This window comes from Petrotoga sibirica DSM 13575, assembly GCF_002924625.1.
Lineage (GTDB): Bacteria > Thermotogota > Thermotogae > Petrotogales > Petrotogaceae > Petrotoga > Petrotoga sibirica.
Map to the genome: position 1 here is coordinate 22,968 of NZ_JAHC01000008.1, position 25,171 is coordinate 48,138.

The 25,171-nt window shown below is 32.8% G+C and carries 24 protein-coding genes and 1 tRNA gene; 3 read left to right on the forward strand and 22 right to left on the reverse strand.

What is annotated here, in order from left to right; genetic code table 11:
* Positions 1 to 12 precede the first annotated feature (12 nt).
* The 9 genes from AA80_RS02130 to recJ form a co-directional block, all read right to left on the reverse strand.
* Positions 13 to 648, reverse strand: coding sequence for a flagellar basal body L-ring protein FlgH (locus AA80_RS02130; protein ID WP_103066160.1), 636 nt, complete (start codon positions 646 to 648; stop codon positions 13 to 15).
* Positions 645 to 1,583, reverse strand: a complete 939-nt coding sequence (gene flgA / locus AA80_RS02135) for a flagellar basal body P-ring formation chaperone FlgA (protein ID WP_166667789.1) — start codon at positions 1,581 to 1,583, stop codon at positions 645 to 647. Before flgA ends, AA80_RS02130 begins: the two co-directional genes overlap by 4 nt.
* A 60-nt stretch (positions 1,584 to 1,643) precedes the next feature.
* Complete coding sequence (gene flgG, locus AA80_RS02140) at positions 1,644 to 2,429, reverse strand: flagellar basal-body rod protein FlgG (protein WP_103066162.1); 786 nt, start codon at positions 2,427 to 2,429, stop codon at positions 1,644 to 1,646.
* Between the two features lie 45 nt (positions 2,430 to 2,474).
* A complete protein-coding gene (locus AA80_RS02145; protein ID WP_103066163.1) occupies positions 2,475 to 3,197 on the reverse strand; it encodes a flagellar hook-basal body protein in 723 nt (240 codons plus the stop codon).
* Positions 3,198 to 3,223: 26 nt separating this feature from the next.
* Positions 3,224 to 4,228, reverse strand: a complete 1,005-nt coding sequence (mreB, locus tag AA80_RS02150; protein WP_103066164.1) for a rod shape-determining protein — start codon at positions 4,226 to 4,228, stop codon at positions 3,224 to 3,226.
* Between the two features lie 316 nt (positions 4,229 to 4,544).
* Positions 4,545 to 4,616, reverse strand: a tRNA-Arg gene (locus tag AA80_RS02155).
* On the reverse strand, positions 4,607 to 5,299 hold the full coding sequence (locus tag AA80_RS02160; RefSeq protein ID WP_103066165.1) for a RuvX/YqgF family protein: 693 nt from the start codon (positions 5,297 to 5,299) through the stop codon (positions 4,607 to 4,609). The genes AA80_RS02155 and AA80_RS02160 overlap by 10 nt, the downstream gene beginning before the upstream one ends.
* Positions 5,278 to 5,559, reverse strand: a complete 282-nt coding sequence (locus AA80_RS02165; protein WP_103066166.1) for a putative Se/S carrier-like protein — start codon at positions 5,557 to 5,559, stop codon at positions 5,278 to 5,280. The genes AA80_RS02160 and AA80_RS02165 overlap by 22 nt, the downstream gene beginning before the upstream one ends.
* Positions 5,552 to 8,659 (reverse strand): single-stranded-DNA-specific exonuclease RecJ, encoded by a 3,108-nt coding sequence (gene recJ, locus AA80_RS02170; protein WP_166667788.1) that lies wholly within the window; start codon positions 8,657 to 8,659, stop codon positions 5,552 to 5,554. Before recJ ends, AA80_RS02165 begins: the two co-directional genes overlap by 8 nt.
* Positions 8,660 to 8,813: 154 nt before the next feature.
* Here recJ and AA80_RS02175 point away from each other — a divergent pair, with 154 nt between their 5' ends.
* Together AA80_RS02175 and tsaB are read left to right on the forward strand one after the other, a co-directional pair.
* Positions 8,814 to 10,193 carry a hypothetical protein gene (locus AA80_RS02175; protein ID WP_134080043.1) on the forward strand — a complete coding sequence of 460 codons (1,380 nt, stop codon included), beginning with the start codon at positions 8,814 to 8,816 and terminating at the stop codon, positions 10,191 to 10,193.
* A gap of 1 nt (position 10,194) precedes the next feature.
* A complete protein-coding gene (gene tsaB / locus AA80_RS02180) occupies positions 10,195 to 10,857 on the forward strand; it encodes a tRNA (adenosine(37)-N6)-threonylcarbamoyltransferase complex dimerization subunit type 1 TsaB (RefSeq protein WP_166667787.1) in 663 nt (220 codons plus the stop codon).
* 21 nt (positions 10,858 to 10,878) lie between these two features.
* On the opposite strand, the gene AA80_RS02185 is transcribed toward tsaB, so the two are convergent.
* From AA80_RS02185 to AA80_RS02245, 13 genes are all read right to left on the reverse strand, one after another.
* Positions 10,879 to 11,406 (reverse strand): metal-dependent hydrolase, encoded by a 528-nt coding sequence (locus AA80_RS02185; RefSeq protein ID WP_103066170.1) that lies wholly within the window; start codon positions 11,404 to 11,406, stop codon positions 10,879 to 10,881.
* Positions 11,393 to 11,899 (reverse strand): hypothetical protein, encoded by a 507-nt coding sequence (locus tag AA80_RS02190; RefSeq protein WP_103066171.1) that lies wholly within the window; start codon positions 11,897 to 11,899, stop codon positions 11,393 to 11,395. The genes AA80_RS02185 and AA80_RS02190 overlap by 14 nt, the downstream gene beginning before the upstream one ends.
* A 78-nt stretch (positions 11,900 to 11,977) precedes the next feature.
* Positions 11,978 to 12,613, reverse strand: coding sequence for a redox-sensing transcriptional repressor Rex (locus AA80_RS02195; RefSeq protein WP_103066172.1), 636 nt, complete (start codon positions 12,611 to 12,613; stop codon positions 11,978 to 11,980).
* Between the two features lie 87 nt (positions 12,614 to 12,700).
* Positions 12,701 to 15,187 (reverse strand): leucine--tRNA ligase, encoded by a 2,487-nt coding sequence (leuS, locus tag AA80_RS02200; RefSeq protein ID WP_103066173.1) that lies wholly within the window; start codon positions 15,185 to 15,187, stop codon positions 12,701 to 12,703.
* A gap of 55 nt (positions 15,188 to 15,242) precedes the next feature.
* The gene (locus AA80_RS02205; RefSeq protein ID WP_103876210.1) at positions 15,243 to 15,854 is read right to left on the reverse strand and encodes a hypothetical protein; all 612 of its coding nucleotides are present in this window, start codon (positions 15,852 to 15,854) and stop codon (positions 15,243 to 15,245) included.
* Entirely contained in the window at positions 15,844 to 16,452 is a 609-nt protein-coding gene (locus AA80_RS02210) for a sigma-70 family RNA polymerase sigma factor (RefSeq protein ID WP_233186787.1), read from the reverse strand. Before AA80_RS02210 ends, AA80_RS02205 begins: the two co-directional genes overlap by 11 nt.
* A 220-nt stretch (positions 16,453 to 16,672) precedes the next feature.
* The gene (locus AA80_RS02215; protein ID WP_103876212.1) at positions 16,673 to 17,884 is read right to left on the reverse strand and encodes a hypothetical protein; all 1,212 of its coding nucleotides are present in this window, start codon (positions 17,882 to 17,884) and stop codon (positions 16,673 to 16,675) included.
* 14 nt (positions 17,885 to 17,898) lie between these two features.
* A complete protein-coding gene (locus tag AA80_RS02220) occupies positions 17,899 to 18,993 on the reverse strand; it encodes a hypothetical protein (RefSeq protein WP_103876213.1) in 1,095 nt (364 codons plus the stop codon).
* 304 nt (positions 18,994 to 19,297) lie between these two features.
* Positions 19,298 to 20,038: a pseudouridine synthase gene (locus AA80_RS02225; protein WP_233186788.1), complete on the reverse strand. Its 741-nt coding sequence runs from the start codon at positions 20,036 to 20,038 to the stop codon at positions 19,298 to 19,300.
* Entirely contained in the window at positions 19,998 to 20,534 is a 537-nt protein-coding gene (locus tag AA80_RS02230) for an SMC-Scp complex subunit ScpB (RefSeq protein WP_103876214.1), read from the reverse strand. The genes AA80_RS02225 and AA80_RS02230 overlap by 41 nt, the downstream gene beginning before the upstream one ends.
* Positions 20,527 to 21,276 carry a segregation and condensation protein A gene (locus AA80_RS02235; RefSeq protein WP_103876215.1) on the reverse strand — a complete coding sequence of 250 codons (750 nt, stop codon included), beginning with the start codon at positions 21,274 to 21,276 and terminating at the stop codon, positions 20,527 to 20,529. Before AA80_RS02235 ends, AA80_RS02230 begins: the two co-directional genes overlap by 8 nt.
* Positions 21,224 to 22,201 carry a tryptophan--tRNA ligase gene (trpS, locus tag AA80_RS02240; RefSeq protein ID WP_103876216.1) on the reverse strand — a complete coding sequence of 326 codons (978 nt, stop codon included), beginning with the start codon at positions 22,199 to 22,201 and terminating at the stop codon, positions 21,224 to 21,226. Before trpS ends, AA80_RS02235 begins: the two co-directional genes overlap by 53 nt.
* A gap of 62 nt (positions 22,202 to 22,263) precedes the next feature.
* Positions 22,264 to 23,409 (reverse strand): RtcB family protein, encoded by a 1,146-nt coding sequence (locus tag AA80_RS02245; protein ID WP_103876217.1) that lies wholly within the window; start codon positions 23,407 to 23,409, stop codon positions 22,264 to 22,266.
* Between the two features lie 226 nt (positions 23,410 to 23,635).
* Here AA80_RS02245 and fliD point away from each other — a divergent pair, with 226 nt between their 5' ends.
* Positions 23,636 to 25,144, forward strand: a complete 1,509-nt coding sequence (fliD, locus tag AA80_RS02250) for a flagellar filament capping protein FliD (RefSeq protein WP_103876218.1) — start codon at positions 23,636 to 23,638, stop codon at positions 25,142 to 25,144.
* The last annotated feature ends 27 nt before the right edge of the window (positions 25,145 to 25,171 follow it).

Here is a 25,171-nt window from a genome sequence, read left to right on the forward strand (position 1 = left end):
TTTGACTCCCTTCTAAAAAAATATATTTGCTATTCCTGAAAGTATAGAAGTTAACCATGACGGTTCGTTAGGATCCTGTTGGAAAACTATATCTCCATCGTACCAAATCTTTGCATTAGCTAAACTAGAAGAAAAAATAGTTCCGTCTTTTGCTATGTTTTTGGGAGAAACATAACCTTCAACAATCATAGTATTCCTGTTATTCCCCACTTTAATTTCCTTTTCTCCTCTAATTTTTAAAAGTCCATTTTGATCTTTTTCTTGAATTATACCAGATACAAATAATTGAACCTCTGCAGAAGAAGAAGAACTTTTTTGATTGTTTTGTACACTAACCTGCGTTGGATCTCCAGCCCCAATAGGTAAAAAATTAGATAAATCTACCCCTCCTATATTATTTACTACTGAGTTAATCGTACCAACAGACGCTTTTTTGTAATCAGGCATATTTTCAGATAAAGTGAGGGAAGGATTTTCGGAAACTACAATCGTTACAACATCTCCTACTCCAAAATCCTGGTTATAGTTGTAAATAGAGTTACCTTGTTCATCGCTTTTATTCCATAATGATTCAGAGAAACCAAGGCTAGTTGAAACTAGAAAAATTAAGAAAATAATAAAAACTTTTGAAAACTTTATATCAGTCATTTTTGCGAACCTCCTAAACTAACCATAAGTATAGGGCCTTCCTTCAATTTACCAGTTATAATATTTCCACTTTCAACATTTCTAACGCTCAAAGTATCTCCAAAATTAGCATTTGCCATAGCCCTTGCCAAAGTAGAAACCGTTATGCCCTCAAATTCTACCAAAACCGTTACAATGTCCCCTGCTTTCACATCAGGTATACGTCTTAAATAAATTGAATCTACTATTTCACCTTTTTTTACATCTTTCGTTAATTCATAACTTCCGGATCTTATCAATTCTAAATCTACAGGTTTATTGTTGATAGATAAAACGTTTTTAGTGGCTGGTTCTGTTAACTCTTCATTCAAAATGGTTCCCCTAGTTAAATCTTTGGAATATACAAGTACTTTTTCATATTTCGATACATTAGCAATAACTGTAAGTGTCTTTTGATTGTTTTTATCATCTTTTATATTCAAATTTACATACAACTTATCGTAGCTTTGAAAGATCCTTATTACTTCCGCCGATAAAACCTTTTCAGGGAGAACCTTTAAATCAATACTATTCACAGTCAAAGAATTGTCGTACTCTTTTATCTTTTGTTGTAAGAAATTTTCTAACTCAATGTAATGAACATCTATGTGTTGATTTTCGTTTTTGTATACAACCGTAACCGTACTTTCTTCAAAAACAAGATCAAAATCACTGTAATAACTACTCATTAAACCGTACAAAATTTTAGAAAGCTCTTTTTCAGAATAAATTATCTTATCGTTAACTATATAAGAAATAGTCCTATCTGACTTCGTCTCAGGAAAGATATCTTTAAGAGAAAAAATTCTATCTTCACTGACTATAATAGGGGGAATAGTAAAAACCATTTTTGAGAAAACAATTGATGATACCAACAACATCACAGAAAAAAATATAATTTTAATTAATCGTATCAAAAGCATCAACTCCCTGTCATTTAACTAATACCATTAAAAAAGTTCAAGGGAGATTAGGGTTTATCTCTTAACATTTGAAACGGTTCTCAACATTTCATCAGCCGTTGTGATAGTTTTAGAATTAATGTCGTAAGCTCTTTGTGCAATAATCATGTCCACCATCTCTTTAACAACATCGACGTTGGATTTTTCTAAATAACCTTGCTGTAAAGCTCCAAATCCATCCTGACCAGGTATCCCTTCCGTCGGATTACCGGAAGCTGGCGTTTCAGAATATAAGTTATTTCCTAAGGGTTTTAACCCTCCAGGATTTAAAAATCTCACAGTAGTGATATTTCCTACATTTTGAATCGTTCCATCTCCCAAAGAAACACTCACTATTCCATCCGGAGAAACGTTTATTCCCACAGCATTTTGAGGGATCACTATATTAGGAATAACCATCAATCCATCACTGGTAGTAAGTCTACCGTTGGCATCCAATTTAAAAGAACCATCTCTAGTATAGGCTATACTTCCATCCTGCATCTGAACTTGAAAAAATCCATCTCCCATGATTGCTATATCAGTAGAATTGTCTGTTGGCTCTATGTTTCCCAACGTGAAGATCCGTGTTGTTGCAGCCAACCGTGTGCCATGACCAACATAAAGACCTGTTGGTAAAATTGATCCTTGAGCGGTTGGGGTACCGGCTTCTTTTACAGTCGAATATAGCAAATCTTGAAATTCAGCTCTTTGCTTTTTATATCCCGTTGTATCCACATTTGCTAGATTGTTTGAAATGATATCTAACTTTCTTTGTTCGGCATTCATTCCAGTTGCTGCATTATATAACGAAACTAACATAATTTACCCCCTCCATTTAAAAATCTTTATAATTATCTAAATGAGTTAAAAGTTTGAAGTTATTTCAATAAGCTTTGCATTGAGTGAATCCCCTGTCGATACTGCTTTTTGTAGTATGTCAAACTTTCTATTTGCTTCGATCATCTTAATCATTTCATTTAGAGCATCAACGTTTGAACCTTCAAGATAACCTTGTCTCAAACGAAAGTTACCTGCTTGCCCTATCTCTTCACCCATGAAATAATTTTCACCATATTTATCCAAGTTCTCTATATTTAGGACGTTTAATCTTACGTTTGTTCCTGATATATTACCTTCTTCGTCCACAAAAAAATTTTCTGTATTTACAAATATAGGGTTATTTTCTTCATCTAACACGTAATCACCGCTTTTGGTGACAAGGTAACTTTCAGGGCTAATAGAAAATTCACCGTTTCGTGTGTAAAAAAAGTTACCGTTTCTGTCTATTTTAAAAAATCCTTCCCCTTCTATTGCAAAGTCCAACTTTCCATTTGTTTCAATTAAAGATCCTTGTTCGAGATTTGGAATTACATCATCTAGAACAACTGAACTATAAATGTTCCCTATTGGTTCCCCTTTTCCTTGTACGTTTTGATATGATCTAATTTCTTTTTCGTATACACTTTTAAATAGGTTATAATCCTTTTTGTAACCAACAGTGTTAAGATTAGCTAAATTGTTAGAAATAGAATTCAGTTCAGCAAAAGAGTTGAGCATACCAGCTGTTGCATTGTATATTCCTCTCATTTTATTTCCCCCTGTGGTGAATAGTTCTAATTTACTTGTACTTTGTTTAATAATTCTATGTCTTCCAACAAAATTCCTGTACCTTTTGCACAAGTAAGGTGTGGATCTTCTGGAATGTACGTTTTTACACCAGTTTGTTCCGATATTAATTTATCCAATCCCCTTAATCTTGCAGCCCCTCCAACAACTATAAGTCCATTTTGCATTATATCCGCGGCTAATTCTGGAGGGGTTTTTTCTAAAATATTTTTTATTTTATTTATTATTTCGTTCAATATTGGTTTGATCGCATAGAAAATATCATCCGAAGTTAGTTTTAAATTCGAAGGAAGCCCTGTTTTGATATTCTGTCCTTTAACCTCCATTTCAAGATTTTCTTCTTGAGAATAAGCCTTGCCTATGTCGATTTTCAACCTTTCAGCGGTAGTTTCACCGATCAAAAATTTATATCGTCTTTTAGTATATTTAATTATTTCTTGATCCATCGCTTCGCCTGCAACTTTTAACGTTTCACTTATAACGCAACCTCCTAAACTCAAAATCGCTAAGTCGGTTGTACCTCCTCCTATATCGATTACCATATGACCGTTAGGTTCTGTGATATCTATTCCACTACCTATAGCTGCAGCCAAGGGTTCGCTTATAAGAAATACTTTAGAAGCACCAATTCTACTCCCTGCCTCTTTAACCGCCCTTCTTTCAACGTCGGTAGTTAAAGCCGGTATCCCTATGATTAATCGCGGTTTGTACATATTTAAACCTTTGGATTTAGCACTTTTAACAAAATATCTCAATACTTCTTCTATGATGCCGGGATCCGTAATAACCCCATCCTGTACGGGCCGAACAATTTGTATTTGACTAGGAGTTTTCCCAACCATATCTTTTGCTTCTTTTCCTATTGCCAACATCTTTTTTTTACTTTTATCTATAGCTACCACGGAAGGTTCTTCAAGGATTATACCTTGACCACGTTGGTATACAACAAATGTTGCAGTCCCTAAATCTATTCCTAAATCAGATTTAGCCATAATTTACCTCCTATTTTTTTCTTAATAGAGATTTTAAAATTTTAAAAATACTTACATTACTGCTTTAGCTCCCCTTTGCCCCGCAGCCCGCCCATCTAAGGAAGGGACCTGCGGTCCCTTTACCCAGCAGATTGGGGGAGGGCTCCGCCCTGTGACTCTTTTAAAATCAAAATCTTGTTTTTGAAAATCTTTTTATTTCTAAAGCGTCTATTTCTTATATAGAGAGTTCAAAATTTAAAAAAAATAATTTCATCATTCTAAGTTACCTAAAACCTGCTTTAGCCTCCCGCATCCTACAACTTTACTTTATTAAAAATGTGCCTGGCGGGAGTCGAACCCGCATCTTTGGATCCGGAGTCCAACGCTTTATCCGTTAGGCTACAGGCACATCAATTCACTATAATTAATATTCACTTGAATTTTATCTTCATTTTCTTTAGTTGTTATAATTAAATCATAATAATCTTTTAGGTCAGATATCAAAGTGGTACTTCTAAATCCTTCTTTGTAGTAAAACCAAAATACCCAAGGATCTTTTGCAAAAATAGAAAAATTTTTAACCTCATTACTAATCGGAATATCCCAGATCAAGACATCTTTGTAATTTGAAAAGTTTTTTTTTAGATTATATATTTCTTTTTCTGCCAAGGCAATGGCGTTTCCTGGGCTTTGAATAAAATTGGAAAGAATGAGTACACTACTATTTTGGTCTTTGGTCTCTTTTACCTTTTTGTAACTAACTTGTCCTTTAAACTCACTGTATAAAGTGGAAGTAGTTAATCTTTCATCCACAAAGTAAATTTTGCATCCTATTCTTTCTTTTACCCTTATAGCTTCATCTATACTCAAAAAACTCTGTTTTGAATATCTCCCTGACATGGAAATTGGTAATCCAAAAACGATTAAATCGTCATGGCTTAAATCCAACGAAATCAGATATTCTAAGAGTTTTTCTGACGGTACCGTTGCCTTTGGTAACGGAATATTTACATCTTGTTTTAAAAAAGCTATACCACACTTACTCGTTCCGTAATCTATTCCATATACTTTTAAGTTCTTAAAAGTTCCCATATGATATCTTTCTCCAATTTAACCAAATCATATTTAACTCCATTTTCATCTAATATATAAATGACTTTTTCTTTATCTTTAGAGGAAAAACAAATAACCGGTGCACAAGCTTGCAACACGGACTTTGGCGAAGGAAAAATCTTACAAAAAACGCCGTTCTTTGCTAACATCTCTTTTATTTCTAATATTTGATAATTTTCATTTAGTAAAACTAAATCAAGATCTAACGTCGTTCTTAAATCTTTACTCAATTTATACACTTCTCGCTCCTGCTTTAGAACTGCCTTTCAAGAATTCAATTAATTCCCTTGTATCTAAATTTTCATAGAAATTGATAGAATTTTTCAATATCCAATTATCTAATATGTTTTCTTTGAAATTAGAGCTTTCACGTAAATCCTTTAGATTAAAATTATCCAATATTTCCACTTCTTCTTCATTCACCTTTATCAAATTGGCATCTTCCATCACGTTTAAAACAGTTTCTGATAACGATTTATCACCCTTCAAAAGAGAATTTTGTATCTCTTCCACATTGCAATGTCCATCTTCTATAAAATCATAGACACGTTTTAATACTTTAAAAGATGGGTACTTTCTTGAATATTCGTAAAGTAATTTAACTTTGAACCGATTATTGTAAGCCAATATGATAGTTGTTCTTTGAGTCTTTTTCATCCATGTAGAAACCAAGTCCAAAAGCTCTATGTCCGTTTTTGGAACATCTACAATTATTAAAATGGGTGAGAATTGTTTAACTTCAAACGCTATACCGTTGTTAGAAAACGAAGTTATATAAAAATTAGCTTTCTCATTTTTAAATTTTTCTCTAGAAATAAGTTTTTCCCTAAAACTCATTGAATGGTTGAAAAGTCTTATATCGTTTTCATCAACTTGTAATTTTTCGTCTAACAGTCTCACTAAAGATTTTTGTCTCTCATAATCATTCAAGACCAATACTTTGCCATTTCTTTCATTTGTGTAATCCTTCAAAAGTCCAAGAATATTGTTTCTTTCTCTCACCACTTCAAAGCTATTATTATTCGAAAAAGATATAAGAATTTTAAATCCCGCTCTTTTTAAAACTTCTTTTAACTCTTCGCTGTAAATAGAACTGAAAATACTAATTTTAGGCTTTTGAAGAGCATATTTCCTAAATTGCTGATATTCCGGAACTTTTCTCACTACCGGATGGAATAATGAATAGAATGGTTCGTCGATAATAATTTCAGCTTGCATAGAATCAAGTAATTCACAATTTTTAATAAATTTAGGTACTGTAACGAATATCACACTATAATTAGATATAAGTTCTGGCGTAAGGATATATTGATTGCTAAAGTATAATAAATTCTCTGGAAAATAAGTGTTTATTATCTTATATATGTGTTCCAATAAACTGTTTGTTGCGGAAACGATTATCAGCTTTTGATGCTCTTCTAATGATAACTGAACTTTTTTCAGTAAAGAATCATTTTTGATCTTACTTGGAAGAAACATTGCTACTTTACCCCTGGTTAAATTATCATTTAATATTTCTACATTCATGATCTTGTTCAGCTCATCTTGAAGAATATTAGATGCAAAGTTCCATTTTGCAGTTTCTTCTTGTTCTATTCTCTCATTAATCTTCAAATCTTGCAAGTAAAATTTAACATAGCTGTTTTTTAAATTATAAGAGTTCTCTATTCTAAAGGTGCCAACAAGATCTGTAACAAGGTCTCTTTTTTTATTATCAGTTAACTCGCTTAATCTGTATCCTAAATCGTATCCTAAAACATCTATGATTAAAGAATCTTTGTTGAGAGTTCCTGAAAAACTTTGAGAACCATTACGAAAGAATCTTATGTTTTCTAGTTTAGCTTCTCTTATCAAAAAAACAGGCTCCTCATTCCCATATCCAAAAGGTTCTAACATGTTTATATCTTCAAACATCGTTTCCCATATTCCTTCTATTTCCATATCCACATCAATTTGAGAGGCTAATTTTTTGCTCCCATATAACTCTTTGTAAACCTCGTTAATCCCCTTTCTTAAAGTTTCTATATTTTCAGAGAGAAGGGAAAAACCCGCGGCAAACTTATGACCACCAAACTCTTCAAAAACACCTCTTTCATTGACTTTGAGAAGAAGCTCCATTAAATCTATGCCCTGGGGACTTCTTCCTGAACCTTTACCCATTTCCTGATTTTTTGATATCATCAAAACGGGTTTATTGAATTGATTCGACAGTTTGGAAGCCACTATCCCAAGAACTCCCATATGCCAGTCTTCTCCACTTAAAACCAACACGGGGTCCTTTTTATATTCAGGATACAAATCTAACAAACTTAAAGAGTATAAATAGATTTCCTTTTCGGTACTTTGCCTTTTTGAATTTAGTCGGAGTAATTCTGAAACCGCTTTTTTTAATTTTTCTTCATCTTTTTCAGTTAACAAATTAAACGCTGCACGTGCATCTGACATTCTTCCCGCAGCATTTATCTTGGGAGCAACTTTAAAAGTGATGGTTCGGGAATTTATCTCAGAATCAACTATCTTCAATTCATCCAGTAAATATTTTAAACCTTTCGTTGGATTGGTTTTTAATTTGTTCAATCCTATTTTAACCAAATATCTGTTTTCTGAGGTTATCGAGACTATGTCAGCAATAGTGCCCACTGCCACAAGGTCTATATATTCGAAAGGGTCCAAAGAATCATCGTAACTTTTGTAAAGGGCTTGTAGTAATTTAAAAGTTACTCCGACCCCTGCCAGATCCTTGAAAGGATATTCATCGTCTTTCCTTTTTGGGTTCAATATCGCATCTGCTTTTGGAAGATTCTCTTGAGGCAAATGATGATCGGTAACTATAACTTTCATTCCAAGACTTTTTGCATAGTCAATTTCTCGTATGGATGTTGTACCGCAATCAACAGTAACAATATTGTTATAATTTTTACTTTTTAAATCGGATATAGCCTTAATGTTTAGACTATAACCTTCTTCTATTCTGGACGGAATGTAAGAAGTTACATCGTAACCTAATTTTTTTAAACCAAGATACAAAACGGAAGTCGCGGTTACCCCATCAACATCGTAATCACCGAAGATCGCCACTTTTTCTTTCTTTTCTTTGATTTGCTTGAGAATTTCTACGGCTTTTGACATATCCTTCATCAAATAAGGGTCAAAGCTTTCCAATTCCAAATGGTTTAAAAACTTATCTCCTTCTTCGGGTGTTTCGATATTTCTAGATACTAATAGCTTTGCCAAAAAATTGGAAATACCTAAAACACTAGATAAGGTTTTTGCAACTCTTTCTTTTTCTTGATAATAAGAAGCCTTTGGGTCCCAAAAAACCTTCCATTTACTCTCCATATTAAATTTCTCCCTTCTCTTATTTTTTTCTTTATAAATATTATACATTATTAGTACTAAAATATTAAAGAAAGATTTGTAAAGATTCAAAAAAGCTAAATTGTTGTATAATATTGAAGATTGGATAAGTCCAATTAGAAGGGGTGCAATTTGTGTGAAAAACATATTATTGATAATCTTTATTTCGACTCTGTCTATTTTTTCATGGGCTTTAACTATCGAAGAAATAGAAAATCTTTCAAAAAACTCGGCAACTCTGGAATTATCATGGGAATATTTTTTAGACTATATTGTAGAAAATCCTAGTGATGCTAGAATTACTGATACAGGCTCTTTAATATCAGCTAAGATCTCTTTGTTTAACAAATATAGAAATTATAACTTTGTTAATTACATTATTTCTGAAGACCTAAAAAATTTTTGCATTAACTTGGGAGTATTAGGCACCAATTTTTTTATTCCAGAGGAAGATACCAATAAAATTCTTTTCATCTTTCCTGAAATCATACCTATTTTGAATAAAATATTTAACACAGGCAATTTTGAAGAATCTTATTATAAATATTTATATAAATTAGAGGGATTGAAAGAGTATTTGCAAGTTAATTCTTATGAAACCTTTATCAGAACAACTATAAGTAATTCTCTTTCTTCCCCAATCTATTTTGATGAAGACATTGAAAAGTTTATTGAAGTTTTCGTACCAGCAACTAATTATATATTGTTTGAAAAATTTATTTCTGAATCTAAATATCTAGTTGAGGAAGATAAGTACCTAGGAGCATATAAATTACTGACATTTTTAAATAAACACAATTCCATAAATGAATCTGTAGTAGCATATTCTCAACTTAAAAATTATTTTTATTTAAAACAGAGGTTAACTTCATTGAACGATCAGGTTTTTTTTGTCGAAAAACAAGAATTGTCTTCTTTTATATCTGAAGTGTACAAAGTTGGAGAGAATTTAAAGGCACTCACTATAGAAAAAAATTTACTTTACAACATATTTTTACCGTTATTAAGAGCTTTAAATTCTAAATTAGAGAATATACAAGAAAAAGTCCCAGTCGTTGATGAAAATTTTGAAAACTTGTCTTTATCTTTCAACGAACAAATAAATAGTGAGATCTTGAAACTTCAAATGCAAATTACTAGAATAGAAAACTTACCTGTTGCGTTAGAATTAGAAAGTAATAAAGCAACTTCGATAGAGCAAACAACAGACTCACAAGAATCATCAGCAAGAAAAATCTTCGCCTATTTTTGGTTTTCTATATTAACTGCTCTCTTTATAATTTTCTTGTATTTTGAATTGTTCCCCACGTATTCAAAAATCAATTTTTTATGTACATTGAAATTAGGAAGGTTTGCTACACATTTGGCAGAAAAACTTATTTTAAAAAATCCAGAAGATTATAAGGCGTTTCTAATTTTGGCAAAATCCTATGAGGTTGCAGGGAAGTATAATGCATCAATCAACGCATATAAAACCGCCTTAAAATTAAAAGACAAAACAAAAGAAGGTGAATAAATTGAATCTTTTAATACTTTCAACTACTCTAAAAAATATACTTGTTTTATTACAAGATGAAAAAAATAAGATTTATACAAGGATTTTGACTGAGAACAAATCGGGTAATTACCTCGCTAAAGCGATCAAAGAAGTGGTAGAAGAATCAAAAACAAATATAAAAAATATAGATGAGTTTGGTATAGATATAGGTCCCGGATCGTTCACCGGGATCAGAGTAGCTATTTCTACTTTACAAGGACTTTTAATAGATAACCCAGAAAAAGAAGTTTATACCTTTTTCTCTTCTGATGTTTTGTATCGTTCCGTGGTGAATAATAACCATGATCTTAAGAAAAAAAAGTTGACTGTTTTAAAAAGAGCACGAGAGAATGCCGCATATGCATCTATATACGAAGATGGGAAAAGAATCTTTGGCCCTCAAATGGTCTTTGAAGATTTTTTAATAAATTCTATGAACAATTGTATTTTAATAAATGAAGAAGCTGAATATTTTAAAAACAAATATAAACTGGAAAATGAAGTATTTTATTCAAACATTGAAGAAGAATCTCTAATTGCAGAAACATTGAAAGGTAAAAGAGTAAAAATAAAAAACTTGGAACCTCTTTATCTTCAAAAACCTTTAGCTGTTGAAAATTTAGAGAGAAGAAAAACAAAATAGGGCAAGAATGATTCTGTTTCCCTATTTCGTTTTGAGATTCTTATCTAAAATAACATGCAATGAGAAACCTACAAAGTAACTCAAACTGTACAGTATGTTTATAGGGGTTCTATATTTTAAATTAAGTAAGTAAATGATGACAGAGAGTATACCACCAATTAAAAATGAATGCCACAATCCTCTGTGTTTCGATAGTTTGTTAAAAATTATTCCTAAAAGTAATCCTAGTAAAACACCTACAACTATCAAAATAAAATTTGAAAGGTTATAAGAAAAAGGTAGATACTCTCTATACAAGAAATCATATTCAAAGAGATAGTACACACTTCCAAAAATTAAAAACAATCTCATTAATTTGTTTATAAAAGAATTTTGGTGGTCAATATCGGGGAAATCACTCCCAACAACAAAGAGAAAATAAGAAGCTACGATCTCACCTGAAACATAATAAACCTCGTAAAACAAATGACTATAAATAAAATTGAACACTAAAAAGAATACAGGGAACCCCAAAATACCGCTTAATATGTGAGTTTTAAAATTCGGCATTATTTATATCTCTTAACTGCTCCTTTTCATCAAATGCTAACACCTCTATAGGAAGCCTTTTTGTCCAAACTTCTATAATCCCCCCATTTTTAATATCTTTATAAAAAAGGACTTTTGGATCGAAAAAACTGATAGACTTAGAAAGCGTTTTAAGAATGGGCCTATTGTACTTTTTCAGTTGATTTAATGTTTTTGGGAGTAACTTATCTACTATTAAAGAATTGGCTCCTCCTTCAAACAGAAAATCAAAATAATCGGATATTTCTGTGATACTGATATTTTTAATCTCACCGTGAGCCAAATTAAAAGTTCCACAAGTAACAAATTCCCCAACAAATTTATATAAAGGCACCCCTTCCAATTGATAATACTTTTCAAGCCTTTTTAAGGCTTCAGGAGTAACAAATATAATTTTCCCCGTATACAGAACTTTATCACCATTTTTTAACTTTTTTAATGTATCTAGAGAAACAGGATAATTTATATTAAGCAAAAAACATTAGCCTCCTTATTGTTTTAATATATTTGATTGTAATCAATAGAGAAAACGTAAGTTTTCGGGTGTCAGATTTTACAAATTTTGACTAACTATTTCATACGTTAACGTTTTAAGAGAAATAACAAAATCAACATTTTCAATAACAACATGATCATCGGAGTTCAAAGTTACTGGGGCAAAATTCAATATCCCTTTTACACCGGCTTCTATTAATATATTTGTAACTTCTTGAGCCACATTTGATGGAACAGTTAATATCGCTATTTCAAAATCAAGATCATTGTTTTTATTCTTTAGTTCTTTAATATGTTTTATTGGAATACCGGGTAACAAGTTAGAATTGATTTTTCTTTTGTCTACATCATAGGCTGCAACTATTTTAAACTTGTATTTTTCTAATTCAGGATAATGAGAAATAGCTCTACCAAGGTTTCCTACTCCTATAATTGCAACGTTCCAAATCCTTTCTGTTCCTAAAATCTTTTGAATCTTTAAACATAGATCTTCAACATCGTATCCTACGCCCCTCTTTCCAAACTCTCCAAAATAAGATAGATCTTTTCTAACCTGAGAAGCCTTTATGTTAAGAGCCTCAGCAATCTCTTTTGAAGAAGTCTTTGGTATTCCTTCTTCCACTAGCTCTTTTAAAAATCTGTTGTACATGGCTAATCTTTTTATTGTAGGTTTGGGAACTTTTGGTGATTTCATATTTATACGAAAGTTCTCACCAACGTGTTAATAATAGTTTATTTACAATGTGGTGAAAAACTTTTTTCACCTCCTATTTGTTATTTATTACTTGACCACTATATTTATGATTTTTTTTGGGACATAAATGATTTTTTCTATCTTTTTACCTGCTATATATTTTTGAACTTTATCATCCTCTAAGACAAAACTTTTTACTTCCTCTTCTTTTAAATTAACATCAATCGTTATCTGGGCTCTCAACTTCCCGTTTATTTGTACGGCTAACGTAATTTCTTCTGCTTTCAAAGCATTCTTATCGATCTTTGGCCAACTTGCTTTAAATATAAAACCATCTTTTCCAAAATTCTTCCATAATTCTTCACTTATATGAGGAGCAATAGGAGACAACATCAATACAAAATCTTCAGAAAATTCTTTTAGTAAGTTGAGGTTCCAATCTTTTTCATCTGTATTGTTTAGGTATGAGTTTAATTCATTCAAAAGTTCCATAAGGGAACTTACTGCGGTGTTAAATTGAAAATTACCTTCTATATCGCTCGTTATTTTCTCAATAGTTTGGTGTAATTTTCTTCTTAAATCCTTTTCATATTTATTTTTCAAAAGATAATTTGAGTTATTTTCAAGATGAATTATCTTATCTTGTATTTTCATGTACATATTCCAAACCCTATTTAAGAATCTGTATGTACCTTCTATGCCTGAATCATTCCATTCTGCATCCCTTTCTGGAGGAGCCATAAAAAGAATGTAAGTTCTTAAAGCATCGCTACCATATTTTTCGATCATTTCTTCAGGAGACACAACGTTACCTTTTGATTTAGACATCTTAGCCCCGTTCCTGTATATCATACCTTGAGTGAAAAGATTTTTGAAAGGCTCATCAAAACTGAAATACCCAAGATCTTTCAGCACTTTGGTTATGAACCTTGAATAAAGTAAGTGCAAAATTGCATGTTCGACTCCACCTATATACTGATCTACAGGCAACCAATTATCTACATCTTCCTTATTAAAAGGTTTTTCTCCTAGTTTTGGATTCACATATCTCAAATAGTACCATGAGCTATCCACAAAGGTATCCATAGTATCAACTTCTCTTTTAGCTTTTCCACCACATTTTGGACATGTTGTTTCTTTGAAATCGGGATGATCGATCAAAGGACTTTTTCCGGTTGGTTCAAATTCAACGTCCCTGGGAAGCTTTACAGGTAAATCATCTTCCGGAACAGAAACTACCCCGCATTTTTCACAATATACAATGGGAATCGGAGCTCCCCAATACCTTTGCCTTGATATGAGCCAATCTCTCAATTTGTACTGGGTGACAACTTTTCCGATCTTTTTATCTTCTAACCATTGAGAGATTTTCTTAATTGCTGTTTGGTTATCTAACCCCGTAAATTCTCTGGAATTTATCAAAACTCCTTCTCCAACGTAAGCTTTTTCTAACTTTTCTTCATTTAACTTGTCATCTTCAGGCATTATAACAATTCTGATGGGAAGATTATATTTTTTCGCAAATTCAAAGTCTCTTTGATCATGCGCAGGAACAGCCATAATTGCCCCCGTACCATATTCGTATAAAATATAATTTGCTACGTAAATAGGTATCTTTTCTCCATTCACAGGATTTATGGCGTAACTTCCAGTGAAAACGCCTTCTTTTTCTGCTCCTTCAGCGGTTCTTTTAAACCTATCTTGCAAGCTCACTTTTTGCAAAAATTTATTTACTATTTCAGTATTTTCTGGAGTTGTTAACTCTTCTACAAGAGGTGATTCAGGAGATAACGCCATAAAAGTAACTCCCCACAAGGTATCAGGCCTGGTGGTAAAAACTCTCAAGCTTCCTTTGCCATTATCAAGTTTAAATTCGACTTCGGCTCCCACACTTTTACCTATCCAATTTTTCTGCATTGTTTTGACATTCTCAGGCCATCCGTTCAAATTTTCTAAATCATTTAACAACTTTTCAGCATAGTCAGTTATTTTGAAATACCATTGCTCTAACTGTTTAATTTCCACAGAGGTCCCACATCTTTCACATCTTCCATTAACAACTTGCTCATTAGCTAGTACCGTTTTGCAGTTTGGACACCAATTCACAGGTGCCTTTTTCTTGTAGGCTAACCCATTTTTATACAATTGTAAGAATATCCATTGTGTCCATTTGTAGTAATCTTCCTTACACGTTATAACTTCTCTATCCCAATTATAACTAATACCAAGCTTTTTAATTTGATTTCTGATGATATTGATATTTTGCATAGTCCAATCTTCGGGATGAATGTTACCCTTCTCTATCGCTGCGTTTTCAGCAGGCAAACCAAATGCATCAAAACCAAAAGGATGCATCACACTGTACCCTCTCATCCTCTTGTATCGAGCTATAACGTCACCTATGACATAGTTTTTTACATGGCCAACATGGAGAGTCCCCGAAGGGTAAGGAAACATTACCAAATCATAGTATTTTTTATGGTAATCATCATTCACTACTTTAAAAGCATCTTTTTCTTGCCATTTCTGTTGCCATTTTTTCTCTATTTCTTGTGGATTGTAGGTTTTTTCCATCTAGGGTCATTCCTCCATTGTGTGAATTTTCTTTTGTTAATTATACCACAATTGACTATTTCCCTGTAACAGTCGGAATATAGAGATTTAAATCTTTCATTATGTTCGAAATATCTTGGTCAGGATGTTTTATAAGTCTGTATTGACCAGTTTCTTTTATCAGGAAAAAGGTATTTTCAGGTACTCCACTCTTAAATGAAGCATTAAATGGGAGTGTGTAAGTATATTGAGTTTCTATAGAAGGCCCTTTAAAAAAGTAAAATTTATATGGATTCAATCCTGGCTTTAAATTTCCTTGAAAGATGTATCTACCTTCTGGATTTCTAAACGCCACCCATACATCGGTAGAACCGATAATATATATTTGAATGTAACCGGCGTCTGATGGTTCATCTAAATTAGTGATAATTTTATCCAGATCGTTTAGTTTTTTTTCTAAAAAATTGTTTGAAACTATGAATTTTTCAACCACACCATCTGGCTCAAAATATCTATTGAGATGGGTGATCTCCTTTTCTTGAGCCTCCAATTTTTCGTTCACCGTTGAATTTAATCGATTGAATTGACTTTGCAGATCCTTCCTAAGTTCTATCACCCTAATTTCTGTCGCAATTGATAAAACTATTGCTACCAAACTTACAACAAAGATAGTTATCTTAAATCTCATACTTTCCTCCAAACATCTCCACTATATTATTGTATTCATCTATATTTCTTGCGAAAACTTTTTTTATCTTTTGGATGGTATTATCGACCTTTTTTGTATTTATTTCCATTTTATCCCCAATTTCTTGATATGAGTATCCATCTATCCATAATTCAACAATTTCCCTTTCGTTGCATTCAAGTTGTTCAAGACTCTTTGATAAAAAATATTCCTTGAGAAAATCCTTCTTTTCAGTATCAACACTTTCAATGTAATAATCGGCGTTTTCTGTAAATTCGTCGTCTGTGTTTTCCATACTTACAGCTTCTGTTAAAACTTTATGCTTATTTCTGTTCAAGTAGGTGACAAAAGACTTAATCTCTGAAGAGATATTCATATAGGCAAAACTTGAAAATTTAGCGTTTGCATCTTTTCTGAAATTATATACCGCTTGAATTAAACCTACCAAACCTATTTGTAAAAAGTCTTCGAATTCCAACCATGTACCATAATATTTCCCAACAATAGATTTCACCATAGGCTCAAACTTTTCAAGAATTATGCCTAGGGCTTGGTTGTCCCCTATTTGTGCAAGTTCTATAAGTTTATCCAAATTCATTCCCCTTAGCCTATAGATATGCCTACTCATATTGCTCCCAATAGTTACTAGATATTTACTGACTTTAAACAATCTGAAAGATTTATAGATAGAGCCCCTTTGCTTAGTACGCTACAAAATTCAATTCTATTGATTCTTTTCTATTATACTACATTCAGCAAAATACTTTCAAAAAAAGGGCGCTAAGCGCCCTTTTTTATAATTGTTTAAACATTTGTTTTTAAAACCCTATTGCAAAACTTGATTTAAATGAAAACCCCTTCAAATCGAAAATTTTATCAAGATCCTTTGCCGTAAGGGATAACTCTGTTCTGCTTTCAACAATTCTGCTATCTATCCCAAAACCTAAAAACGTGTTCCAGTAACCATAATAATTTTCAATTCCAACTGTCAACGGTATAAAATTGAAAAGAGAAGTTCTGGCTTGTACACCCCAGTCGATCGTTTGATCATCCACATAGAACTCTCCATATGGAATAATATCAAGCAAAACTACCGGTATCCTAAAAAATCCGGTAACACTCATTGGATATATATATTGTTCATCTACAGGTTGAACTTCCATAGGTGTTGAACTACTGGAATCTTCTCCCAAAATACTAATTGTTTCTTGATAAGGGATCTTGTAAGAAACCTTTGCAGGTTTAACCGTTATGTTTTTTACCGCGATTCCCATAACAGGTTTTTTGATCTCACCAAAGGTTACACCTGCATCTATGGCATGGCCAGCATCGGTCAAAAATTTATCTGTTAGAGAGTTAAATGTTATACTTTCAAGCTCATTACTATCAAATGGAGAGTACAAATCAACCTTCATGTTCAACTCCGCCGTTGTTGTTCCTACCTCTGTATCTGTAGAAAATTCGTATCCAACGTTTGATTCCTCGGTATAGACTATCGGCAAGAACAAGTTGTAAACCAACCCAACCGACATGCCATCAAAATTATAAGAAGCATACACTCCAGCTTTAACAGATGTATCTAAGTTAAAGAGTATCGTGCCTTCATTAGTTGTATCTATTTCATTACCATTGGCGATAAGTTTTATCAAATCGTTTGGTACCGTTAAATCACTTTTTAAATCACCACTGAATACAACTCCAAGACCCAGATCAAAGATATTTACTACAAAGTGTCCTTCAACGTTATCTTTGGTTATAAAGAATAAATCATCTCCACCTAAAGAAGTATATATTTCGTCGAAATCAATGGTAAACTTTGTAGCAGTCAACATTGGTAAAAGATCCGCTACTTTGTAAGCGTTTTGATAAACCATTATATCGGGAGAAATTTCGATTTCAAAATAATTTCTTTTACCTATTGATTCTAACAAAAGCGGATTCAAACTACTATCAAAAGATCTCAATCCTTCTGAAAAAATGATCAAAGAAACCGAAGAAACTATTAGCAATATTATAAACAATTTTTTCATAGTCTTCCCCTCCTTTATTGTGCCCTTGAAGTAATCGGTATTGCTAAGTCTGTATCAAGATCCAACCAGAGGCTAAGATCTAAACTACCATCCATATTCAATGAATACTCTGACGGGGGGAGTTTTACTGTGAATACCAAATTGAAAGGAACCGTATTTTTCATATCTTCGATAAAACCTGTTAAATCAAATTCAACAGTTTTACCTTCACCAACCGTTATTTCCCTTGTTACAGGTTCTGATTCAGTAGGTTGGTTCTTTTCAACATCCCATCCTTGGACTTCCATCTTTAAGTGGAGCCCCGTCGTGTTGTCGTAATCCATGTGAAGCTTAAATGATTCTATCCCATCGAGTATATCACTCAAATCATCAGAATCTTCACCAGATCTGCCAAAGATATCCTCATCGCCTACTTCATCTTTATTTGTATACAATTCTAGGTCTTCGGTTATCGTGAATTCAAAAGGGATATCTACTAACAATTTTATAGTTGGAGAATCATCAGGAGAAAGTGATGAATTGAATGTGATGGTCATCTCCTCTAAATATATCTTAGAATACTCATTAAACAAAGGTCCCAAGTTAAATTCCTCTCCAGAAGAGATAAGAGTTGAAGTACTAGACGTACTCAAAGTTGCTTCTATTGTTACATAGGATGGATCGCTAATTCCTGTTACTACAAGAGTTGCCGGAAGACTTGTAAGACTAATTTCTTCCAAAGGTCCAAAAGTTGTACCACCAAGAGATACCAGCGTTAAAGAAGCATCAGATGTAACTAAATCGTAAGGCCCCGCAGGAACCGAACTAAAATCACTTTGACCAGGAGCAATCTCATCCAAAATTTCTTGACCGTCGAATATTTTCAAATCTACCCCATAAGTTAAGGGATTATCAGATTTGTGTGTGACGGTGGCATCTTCACCAAAACTTTCACTTAAACTAATTACAATATCTTCAGTATCCACTAAATCGTACATTGTAATACTTTCTTTTGCAATAGGTACTTGAAGAGTGGGATCAGCTTTTATCTCGATCTCTTGAAGTGCACAGGATGTGAACAGGAACATACTTACAACTAACAATAAAAATACATAATAAAACCTTTTCATTTTTCTCACCCCAAAATTTATTTTTTGAAATCCTGAAAAAACTGTAATTTATTTGAATCAACAAATTATACCATATTTTTCTCAAGTTTAATTCTTTTTTAAAATTTTTAAAATTAAATTGATGACACTTTCTTTCCAAATGAGAAGAAAATGCAAAATAATTTAATTTTTTTGAATACGAGCCTTAATAATAATTAGCTATAATAAAAATACCCATCCCCCCGAAACATCATGATTGATATTTCGGCCCATCCAATGAGGACGCTAATGCGTCCTCATTGTTTTTTTCCCCCTCTTATATTGACTATGAAATGTTTGATAAAAGTCTATTTTTCACCTCTTCTGCACCCCTCAAGGATTTTATATCCCCAGGCTTAGGAACTTCTTCGATACTCCATGGCCCAAACTTGATCCTTTTCAATTCTATAACTTTATAACCTAAAGCCTTTATCATGAGTTTTATCTGCCTTTTTTTGCCTTCGTTTAAACTGATTTGTAGGAGTGATAGATCCTTTTCTTTTTTCAAAATTTTCACCTTCGATTTCATCGTTTTATATCCGGTTTCAAGTGTGATACCTTCTTCCAACTTCTGCAATTCCTTTTTTGAAGGCGTACCTTTTATCAGTACTTCATAAACCTTTGTGACCTTATTTTCAGGCCTTAACAAATAATTGGCTAAGTCACCATCGTTTGTCAGAAGCAAAAGGCCGCTTGAATCGTAGTCAAGCCTGCCCACGTAAAAAACTCTTTCTTCAATCTTTCCTTTCAGCAAATCATTTACTGTTTTTCTACCAAAATCGTCTTTGAAGGTACACAAGATTCCTTTGGGTTTGTTCAAAAGGTAATAAACTTTGTTTTCAGCTTTCTTTTGTAGATCGGAAAGATAATATTTTTTATTGTCAAATTCTATGAAATCATTTTCTTTTAATTCATACCATGGCTCGTTAACCAATTTGTTGTTGACTTTCACACCTTCTTTTAGTATGTACTCTGAGGACTGCCTTCTACTCAGAGATATTATTTGAAGAGCCTTTTGTAACTTCATTCTTTTTCATTTCCTCCAATTTTTTCAACGTTTTATCGGGTAAGAATTCGTAAAATTTTTCGGTAAGATGGTAGTAATTGTGGTTTTTCTTTTTACTTTTTTTAACCAGATCGTATTCCATTAATTTCTTTAGTTGATAATAACTATTTTTACCTCTAGTTTTTTCTATTTCAACAACCCTGCTATCTCCATTCATAAACAGAATCGCTAATACTTCGAATTGAGTTTGTGTTAACTCAAATTTTCGAGGATTTGGAAAGATCATAGATTTTATTTCTGGTTTTATTTCAAATCTGTATTTGCTGCCGTTTTTTATCAATTCCACACCGTGTTGGTCACCTATATAATGCAATTCTATTTCTTCTAAGTAATGCCTCAATTCTTCTTCTTTTATCTTTAGACGCTTGGAGATCTCTTTGAAAGATATACCGTTAGGAGTTGAAAATATTAATGCTTCTATCATTCTAATTTCTACATCTATTTTGTCTTTAGCCATTCAACTCACTTCCAGGATCTTGCGAGCTAAGTTTAATAAATAGGCCTTTTTCATATTTGAAAAAACCACGGTTTACCAAAATTAAGGAAGCTAAAAACATTACTAAAAAATTCATCTTTTTATGTTGAGCATATTCGAAAAGATATAGAATATTAAATTCATCCTTTTTTTCAAGCATTCCTATCGCATCTTCTATACGATAAGTATCTCTGATAATTTCAAGCTTTTTTTGCTTTGTAATGTAATCATCAAAGAACTTTACCAACTGATTTTCAAAGATTTCTTTTTCTATTGATGCCTTATTCTTTACTCTAACGGGTTTTTTCTTATCTTCACCAAAATCTTTTTTTATGATCTCTTGAGCTTTTTTGATAACGTCGTAATTTTCAATAACCTCATATATGACCTCTCTATGTTTTCTAAATTCTTTATCGTTATTGGAATTGGGAAGTAGCTCTTTGGACTTCAAAAATGTCAAATAAGACGCTAATTCTAAAAATTCTCCTATGGAGTTTAAGTCATTGAAGTTATCATTGACGTAATTAACGAATATATCTGAGATGTAACTGACAGATATTTTCCTAACTGGAATCTTTTTTTCTTTTATTAATTCAACGAGTTTAAAAAAAGGGCCAGAGAATATGTCTAATTTTATATCGAGATAGTTAAAGTTAATTATTTGATCCTCCTCACCATCTGAAATGTAAAGCCTCTCTAACCTCTTGCATAGTTTGGCTAGCAACCTTTCTTGCCTTTTTGTTTCCATCTTCAGCTATTTCTATTGCATCTTCTACAGAAGTAGAAGATAATTTATTCCAAACTGGTTCAAGTCTTTCTTTCATATTTTTGATCAACAACTTTTTACAGTCAACACACCCAATCCCAGCAGTAGTACAACCATTCCGTACCCAATCTTTTTCATCTTCAGATTTAGTGAATGCCTTATGGTAATCCCATACGGGGCATTTTTCGGGATTTCCAGGATCGGTTCTTCTTATCCTTGCTGGATCGGTCATCATGGGTAGAATTTTCTCTTTCAACTCTTTCTCGTTGGTTTCTATGTTTATAACGTTACCATAGCTTTTAGACATCTTCCTTCCATCTGTGCCAGGTAGTTTCGGCACTTTGGAAATGATCGGTTGTGGTTCAGGAAATATTTCTTTGTACTTCATATTAAACTTTCTTGCGATTTCTCGCGTAAATTCTAGATGATAGATTTGATCTTCCCCAACAGGAACTCTATCCCCTTTATATATTAAAATATCTGCGGCTTGTAAAACGGGGTACCCTAAAAATCCTATGTTAGTTAAATCCTTATTGGATATGTTACTTATTTGTTCCTTATAGGTTGGAATTCTTTCTAATCGTGAAACCGAGGCTATCATACTAAAAATTAAATAAAGTTCGGCATGTTCTTTGATGGCGGATTGAACGAATAAAACACTTTTTTTAGGATCCAACCCTACTGCGATATAATGCCTTATTATATCGAAAGTAGAAGGTTGTATTATCTCAGGTGTATCATAATGAGATGTCAAAGCATGCCAATCAGCGACGAAGAAAAAATTTTTGTCTGATTTATTTTGAATCTCTACCCAATTTTCTAAGGTAACAAAGTTTCCTATGTGTAATTTTCCTGTAGCTCTCATTCCACTTAGAACGGTCATATCTTACCTCCGTTTATCAGATATTTTTTGCTGTTCTTAATTATTATAGCATAGATTTATTGTTAAGGGGCTTTAAAATTATATAAAGGAGTTATTCTTTTTATAATTTCTACGGTATCTTGTATGTTTTCTTCTATTTCTTTTAGAGACTTATACACCATTGGGGCTTCATCTATCGTTTGAGCATTAACAGAAGTAGAATAAATGCCATTCATCGCATTTTTGTACTCTTCAATTGTTATTCTTTTCTTAGCTTGTTTTCTACTCATTACCCTTCCCGCACCATGTGGGGCTGAGAAGTTCCAATCAGGATTTCCTTTACCAACACATATCAAACTACCATCTTTCATATTTATAGGGATTATTAATTTTTCACCAAGTTTGGCAGAAACGGCACCTTTTCTCAAGATCATCTTTTCCAGGTCTATATAGTTATGGATGGTAGTGAACCCTTTACTAACGTTCAATTGCATTTGTTGAATGATTATATCAGTTATAGCTTTTCTGTTGAGTGATGCATAATTTTGTGTTATCTTCATATCCCAAAGGTAATCGTTGAACTCTTCCTTTTCCAAATACGCTAAGTGTTTAGGGATGTCTATATTTTTGATTGATCTATTTTTCTTCTTTTTTCTCTTTGAGAGTGGTTGACCCGTTAACATAGAATAAGCCAAATTCTGATAGTATTCAGCAACCTGTTTCCCTAAATACCTACTTCCAGAATGTACAACAATATACAAATTATTTGATTCATCTCTGTCTACCTCAATGAAATGATTTCCTCCGCCTAAGGTACCTATGCTCAGTATCGCTCGTTCTAAATCTATGAATTCTCTACATTTTAATTCTAATATCTGACTTTTTTCGACGTATGGGTGAGGCTTTTTACGAATATTGAAACCAGATGGGATTTCTTTCCTTATTACTTCATCAAGTTTTTCAAAGTTTATCTGTTTTTCCTCAATTTTAACTACTTCTACTCCACAGCCTATGTCAACTCCAACTAAATTAGGAACTATTTTATCTTTTATGGTCATCGTTGTTCCAATTACACATCCTACCCCCGTATGTGCATCAGGCATTATTCTAATCTTAAGTCCTTTAACGAACTCTTGGTCACACAATTCTTTAATTTGCCTTATCGCTTCTTCTTCCAACTCATTTGTAAAAACCTTTGCCTCGTTAAATTGTCCTTTGATTATCATCATGTGTATCATCCCTTCACACGGTTCAACTCTTTTTATATCGTAACCTTTATTACTAAACTTCCTAATTAAATAATATCACAAAAAATGTAAAACACCTTTAGGATACAACAACCTCAATGTAGAACTAATCAAATGAACCAATTGTACGACTTATTTAGTGGTTAAAGTTTTCTTAAGATAAGTCGATAATAAATAGGTGAGAAAGAATTTAAAGGAAGTGAAGACAATGGCTACTAATCCCTATGTTGGTACCTTCCAATTAACCGGCGCGGTTTCGGGAATGGATACCCAAGCAATGGTCCAAAAATTAATGGAGATTGAGCAACAACCTTTAAATAGAGCTCAAGAAAAATTTGATACTCTTACTTACAAACAAAAACTTTGGATGGAAGTAGACAATAAGTTGGAGGATTTTTATGATTATCTGATCACTTTCAAATTGAAGAGTAATTTGATCCCAAAAAGTGCCACCTCTTCTGACGAAAGTGTATTAACTGCTACAGCTCCTGCAGATGCTGATAATTCAACTTTTTACTTGAAAGTTAATTCTTTGGCTTCTCCTACCGTTCTTTTGGGGGATAATATTGATCCAACAATTAAAAAAAGTTCAAAGATAGTAGATGTTATAGGCACAGCAGGTGATTCTACTTTTACCATCACAAAAGGAGAAGATTCAGATACTATAACCGTTTCAGACAGTGAAACAATTCAAAACCTTATAGACAAAATAAATGCTTCAACCTTAGGAGTACAAGCAAAATTTGATGATGCAAACGGTAAATTTTTCCTAGTTAACAAAGAAAATGGGAACGTTGATATTAGCGTATCTGCCATTTCGGGTTCTAATGGTGAAACCTTAATTTCAAAACTGAATTTAAACGGAACAGCTGCTCTGGGCGATGATAATACAGTTAGAACCTTAGGGAGTTTGGGACAGGTTGAATTGTCTTTTGACGGAAGTACATCAATCACCACTTATGACAACTTAACAGAAAACACGTTGAACGTTTTCGGTACAACAATCGATTTGAAATCGACTTCGAGTAGTTACGTAAAAGTTTCTATAGAACAAGATATAGATAAGAGTGTTGAAAGTATAAAAGAATTTGTCGATAAGTACAATGAAACGATTACTTATGTGTACGATTTATTACATGAAGGCCAAGTTACCGATAAGTCTCCAGAAGAAATGACAGAAGAAGACTATATGAAAGGGATGCTAAAAGGAGATAATAACTTAGAGAAAATCTTTTATAATTTAAGAAATATGGTTTACTCACCTGTAAATATAGAACAGTCTGGTTCTCAATATAATACCCTTTTCGATATCGGCATAACCTCAGGAGATTTTGGAGTCGGTTATGAGAATACAATGAAAGGATTATTGAGCGTAAATGAGGATAAACTTAGAGAGGTTTTGAATACAAATGCTGAAGATGTATGGAAATTGTTCGCAACAAACGATACGACTAATAAAGAATATGGATATGCGCAAGCTATTCAGAATTATCTGTATGAAGCAACTAAGTTCAATGGCTATATCGATCGAATTGCCGGTACCAACGGCACCATAGGTAACGAGATGAGACGACTCGCCAAGGAAATGACCAACCTATTAGACAGGCTTCAAAGAAAAGAAGCACAATATTATGCACAGTTTTCAGCTATGGAACAAGCTATTCAACAAATGACCGCACAAGGAATGTATATGCTAAGCGCTTTTTCTAACCAATAGATAAAACAAAAGCCGGTACTGTTTTTT

Coding starts and splice junctions, on each gene's coding strand:
- AA80_RS02130 (WP_103066160.1), bottom strand. CDS start 648: ATGACTGATATAAAGTTTTCAAAAGTTTTTATTATTTTCTTAATTTTT.
- flgG (WP_103066162.1), bottom strand. CDS start 2,429: ATGTTAGTTTCGTTATATAATGCAGCAACTGGAATGAATGCCGAACAA.
- AA80_RS02145 (WP_103066163.1), bottom strand. CDS start 3,197: ATGAGAGGAATATACAATGCAACAGCTGGTATGCTCAACTCTTTTGCT.
- mreB (WP_103066164.1), bottom strand. CDS start 4,228: ATGGCTAAATCTGATTTAGGAATAGATTTAGGGACTGCAACATTTGTT.
- AA80_RS02160 (WP_103066165.1), bottom strand. CDS start 5,299: ATGGGAACTTTTAAGAACTTAAAAGTATATGGAATAGATTACGGAACG.
- recJ (WP_166667788.1), bottom strand. CDS start 8,659: ATGGAGAGTAAATGGAAGGTTTTTTGGGACCCAAAGGCTTCTTATTAT.
- AA80_RS02185 (WP_103066170.1), bottom strand. CDS start 11,406: ATGCCGAATTTTAAAACTCACATATTAAGCGGTATTTTGGGGTTCCCT.
- AA80_RS02195 (WP_103066172.1), bottom strand. CDS start 12,613: ATGAAATCACCAAAAGTTCCCAAACCTACAATAAAAAGATTAGCCATG.
- leuS (WP_103066173.1), bottom strand. CDS start 15,187: ATGGAAAAAACCTACAATCCACAAGAAATAGAGAAAAAATGGCAACAG.
- AA80_RS02205 (WP_103876210.1), bottom strand. CDS start 15,854: ATGAGATTTAAGATAACTATCTTTGTTGTAAGTTTGGTAGCAATAGTT.
- AA80_RS02210 (WP_233186787.1), bottom strand. CDS start 16,452: ATGAATTTGGATAAACTTATAGAACTTGCACAAATAGGGGACAACCAA.
- AA80_RS02215 (WP_103876212.1), bottom strand. CDS start 17,884: ATGAAAAAATTGTTTATAATATTGCTAATAGTTTCTTCGGTTTCTTTG.
- AA80_RS02220 (WP_103876213.1), bottom strand. CDS start 18,993: ATGAAAAGGTTTTATTATGTATTTTTATTGTTAGTTGTAAGTATGTTC.
- AA80_RS02225 (WP_233186788.1), bottom strand. CDS start 20,038: ATGAAGTTACAAAAGGCTCTTCAAATAATATCTCTGAGTAGAAGGCAG.
- AA80_RS02230 (WP_103876214.1), bottom strand. CDS start 20,534: ATGGCTAAAGACAAAATAGATGTAGAAATTAGAATGATAGAAGCATTA.
- trpS (WP_103876216.1), bottom strand. CDS start 22,201: ATGACCGTTCTAAGTGGAATGAGAGCTACAGGAAAATTACACATAGGA.
- AA80_RS02245 (WP_103876217.1), bottom strand. CDS start 23,409: ATGATGATAATCAAAGGACAATTTAACGAGGCAAAGGTTTTTACAAAT.
- fliD (WP_103876218.1), top strand. CDS start 23,636: ATGGCTACTAATCCCTATGTTGGTACCTTCCAATTAACCGGCGCGGTT.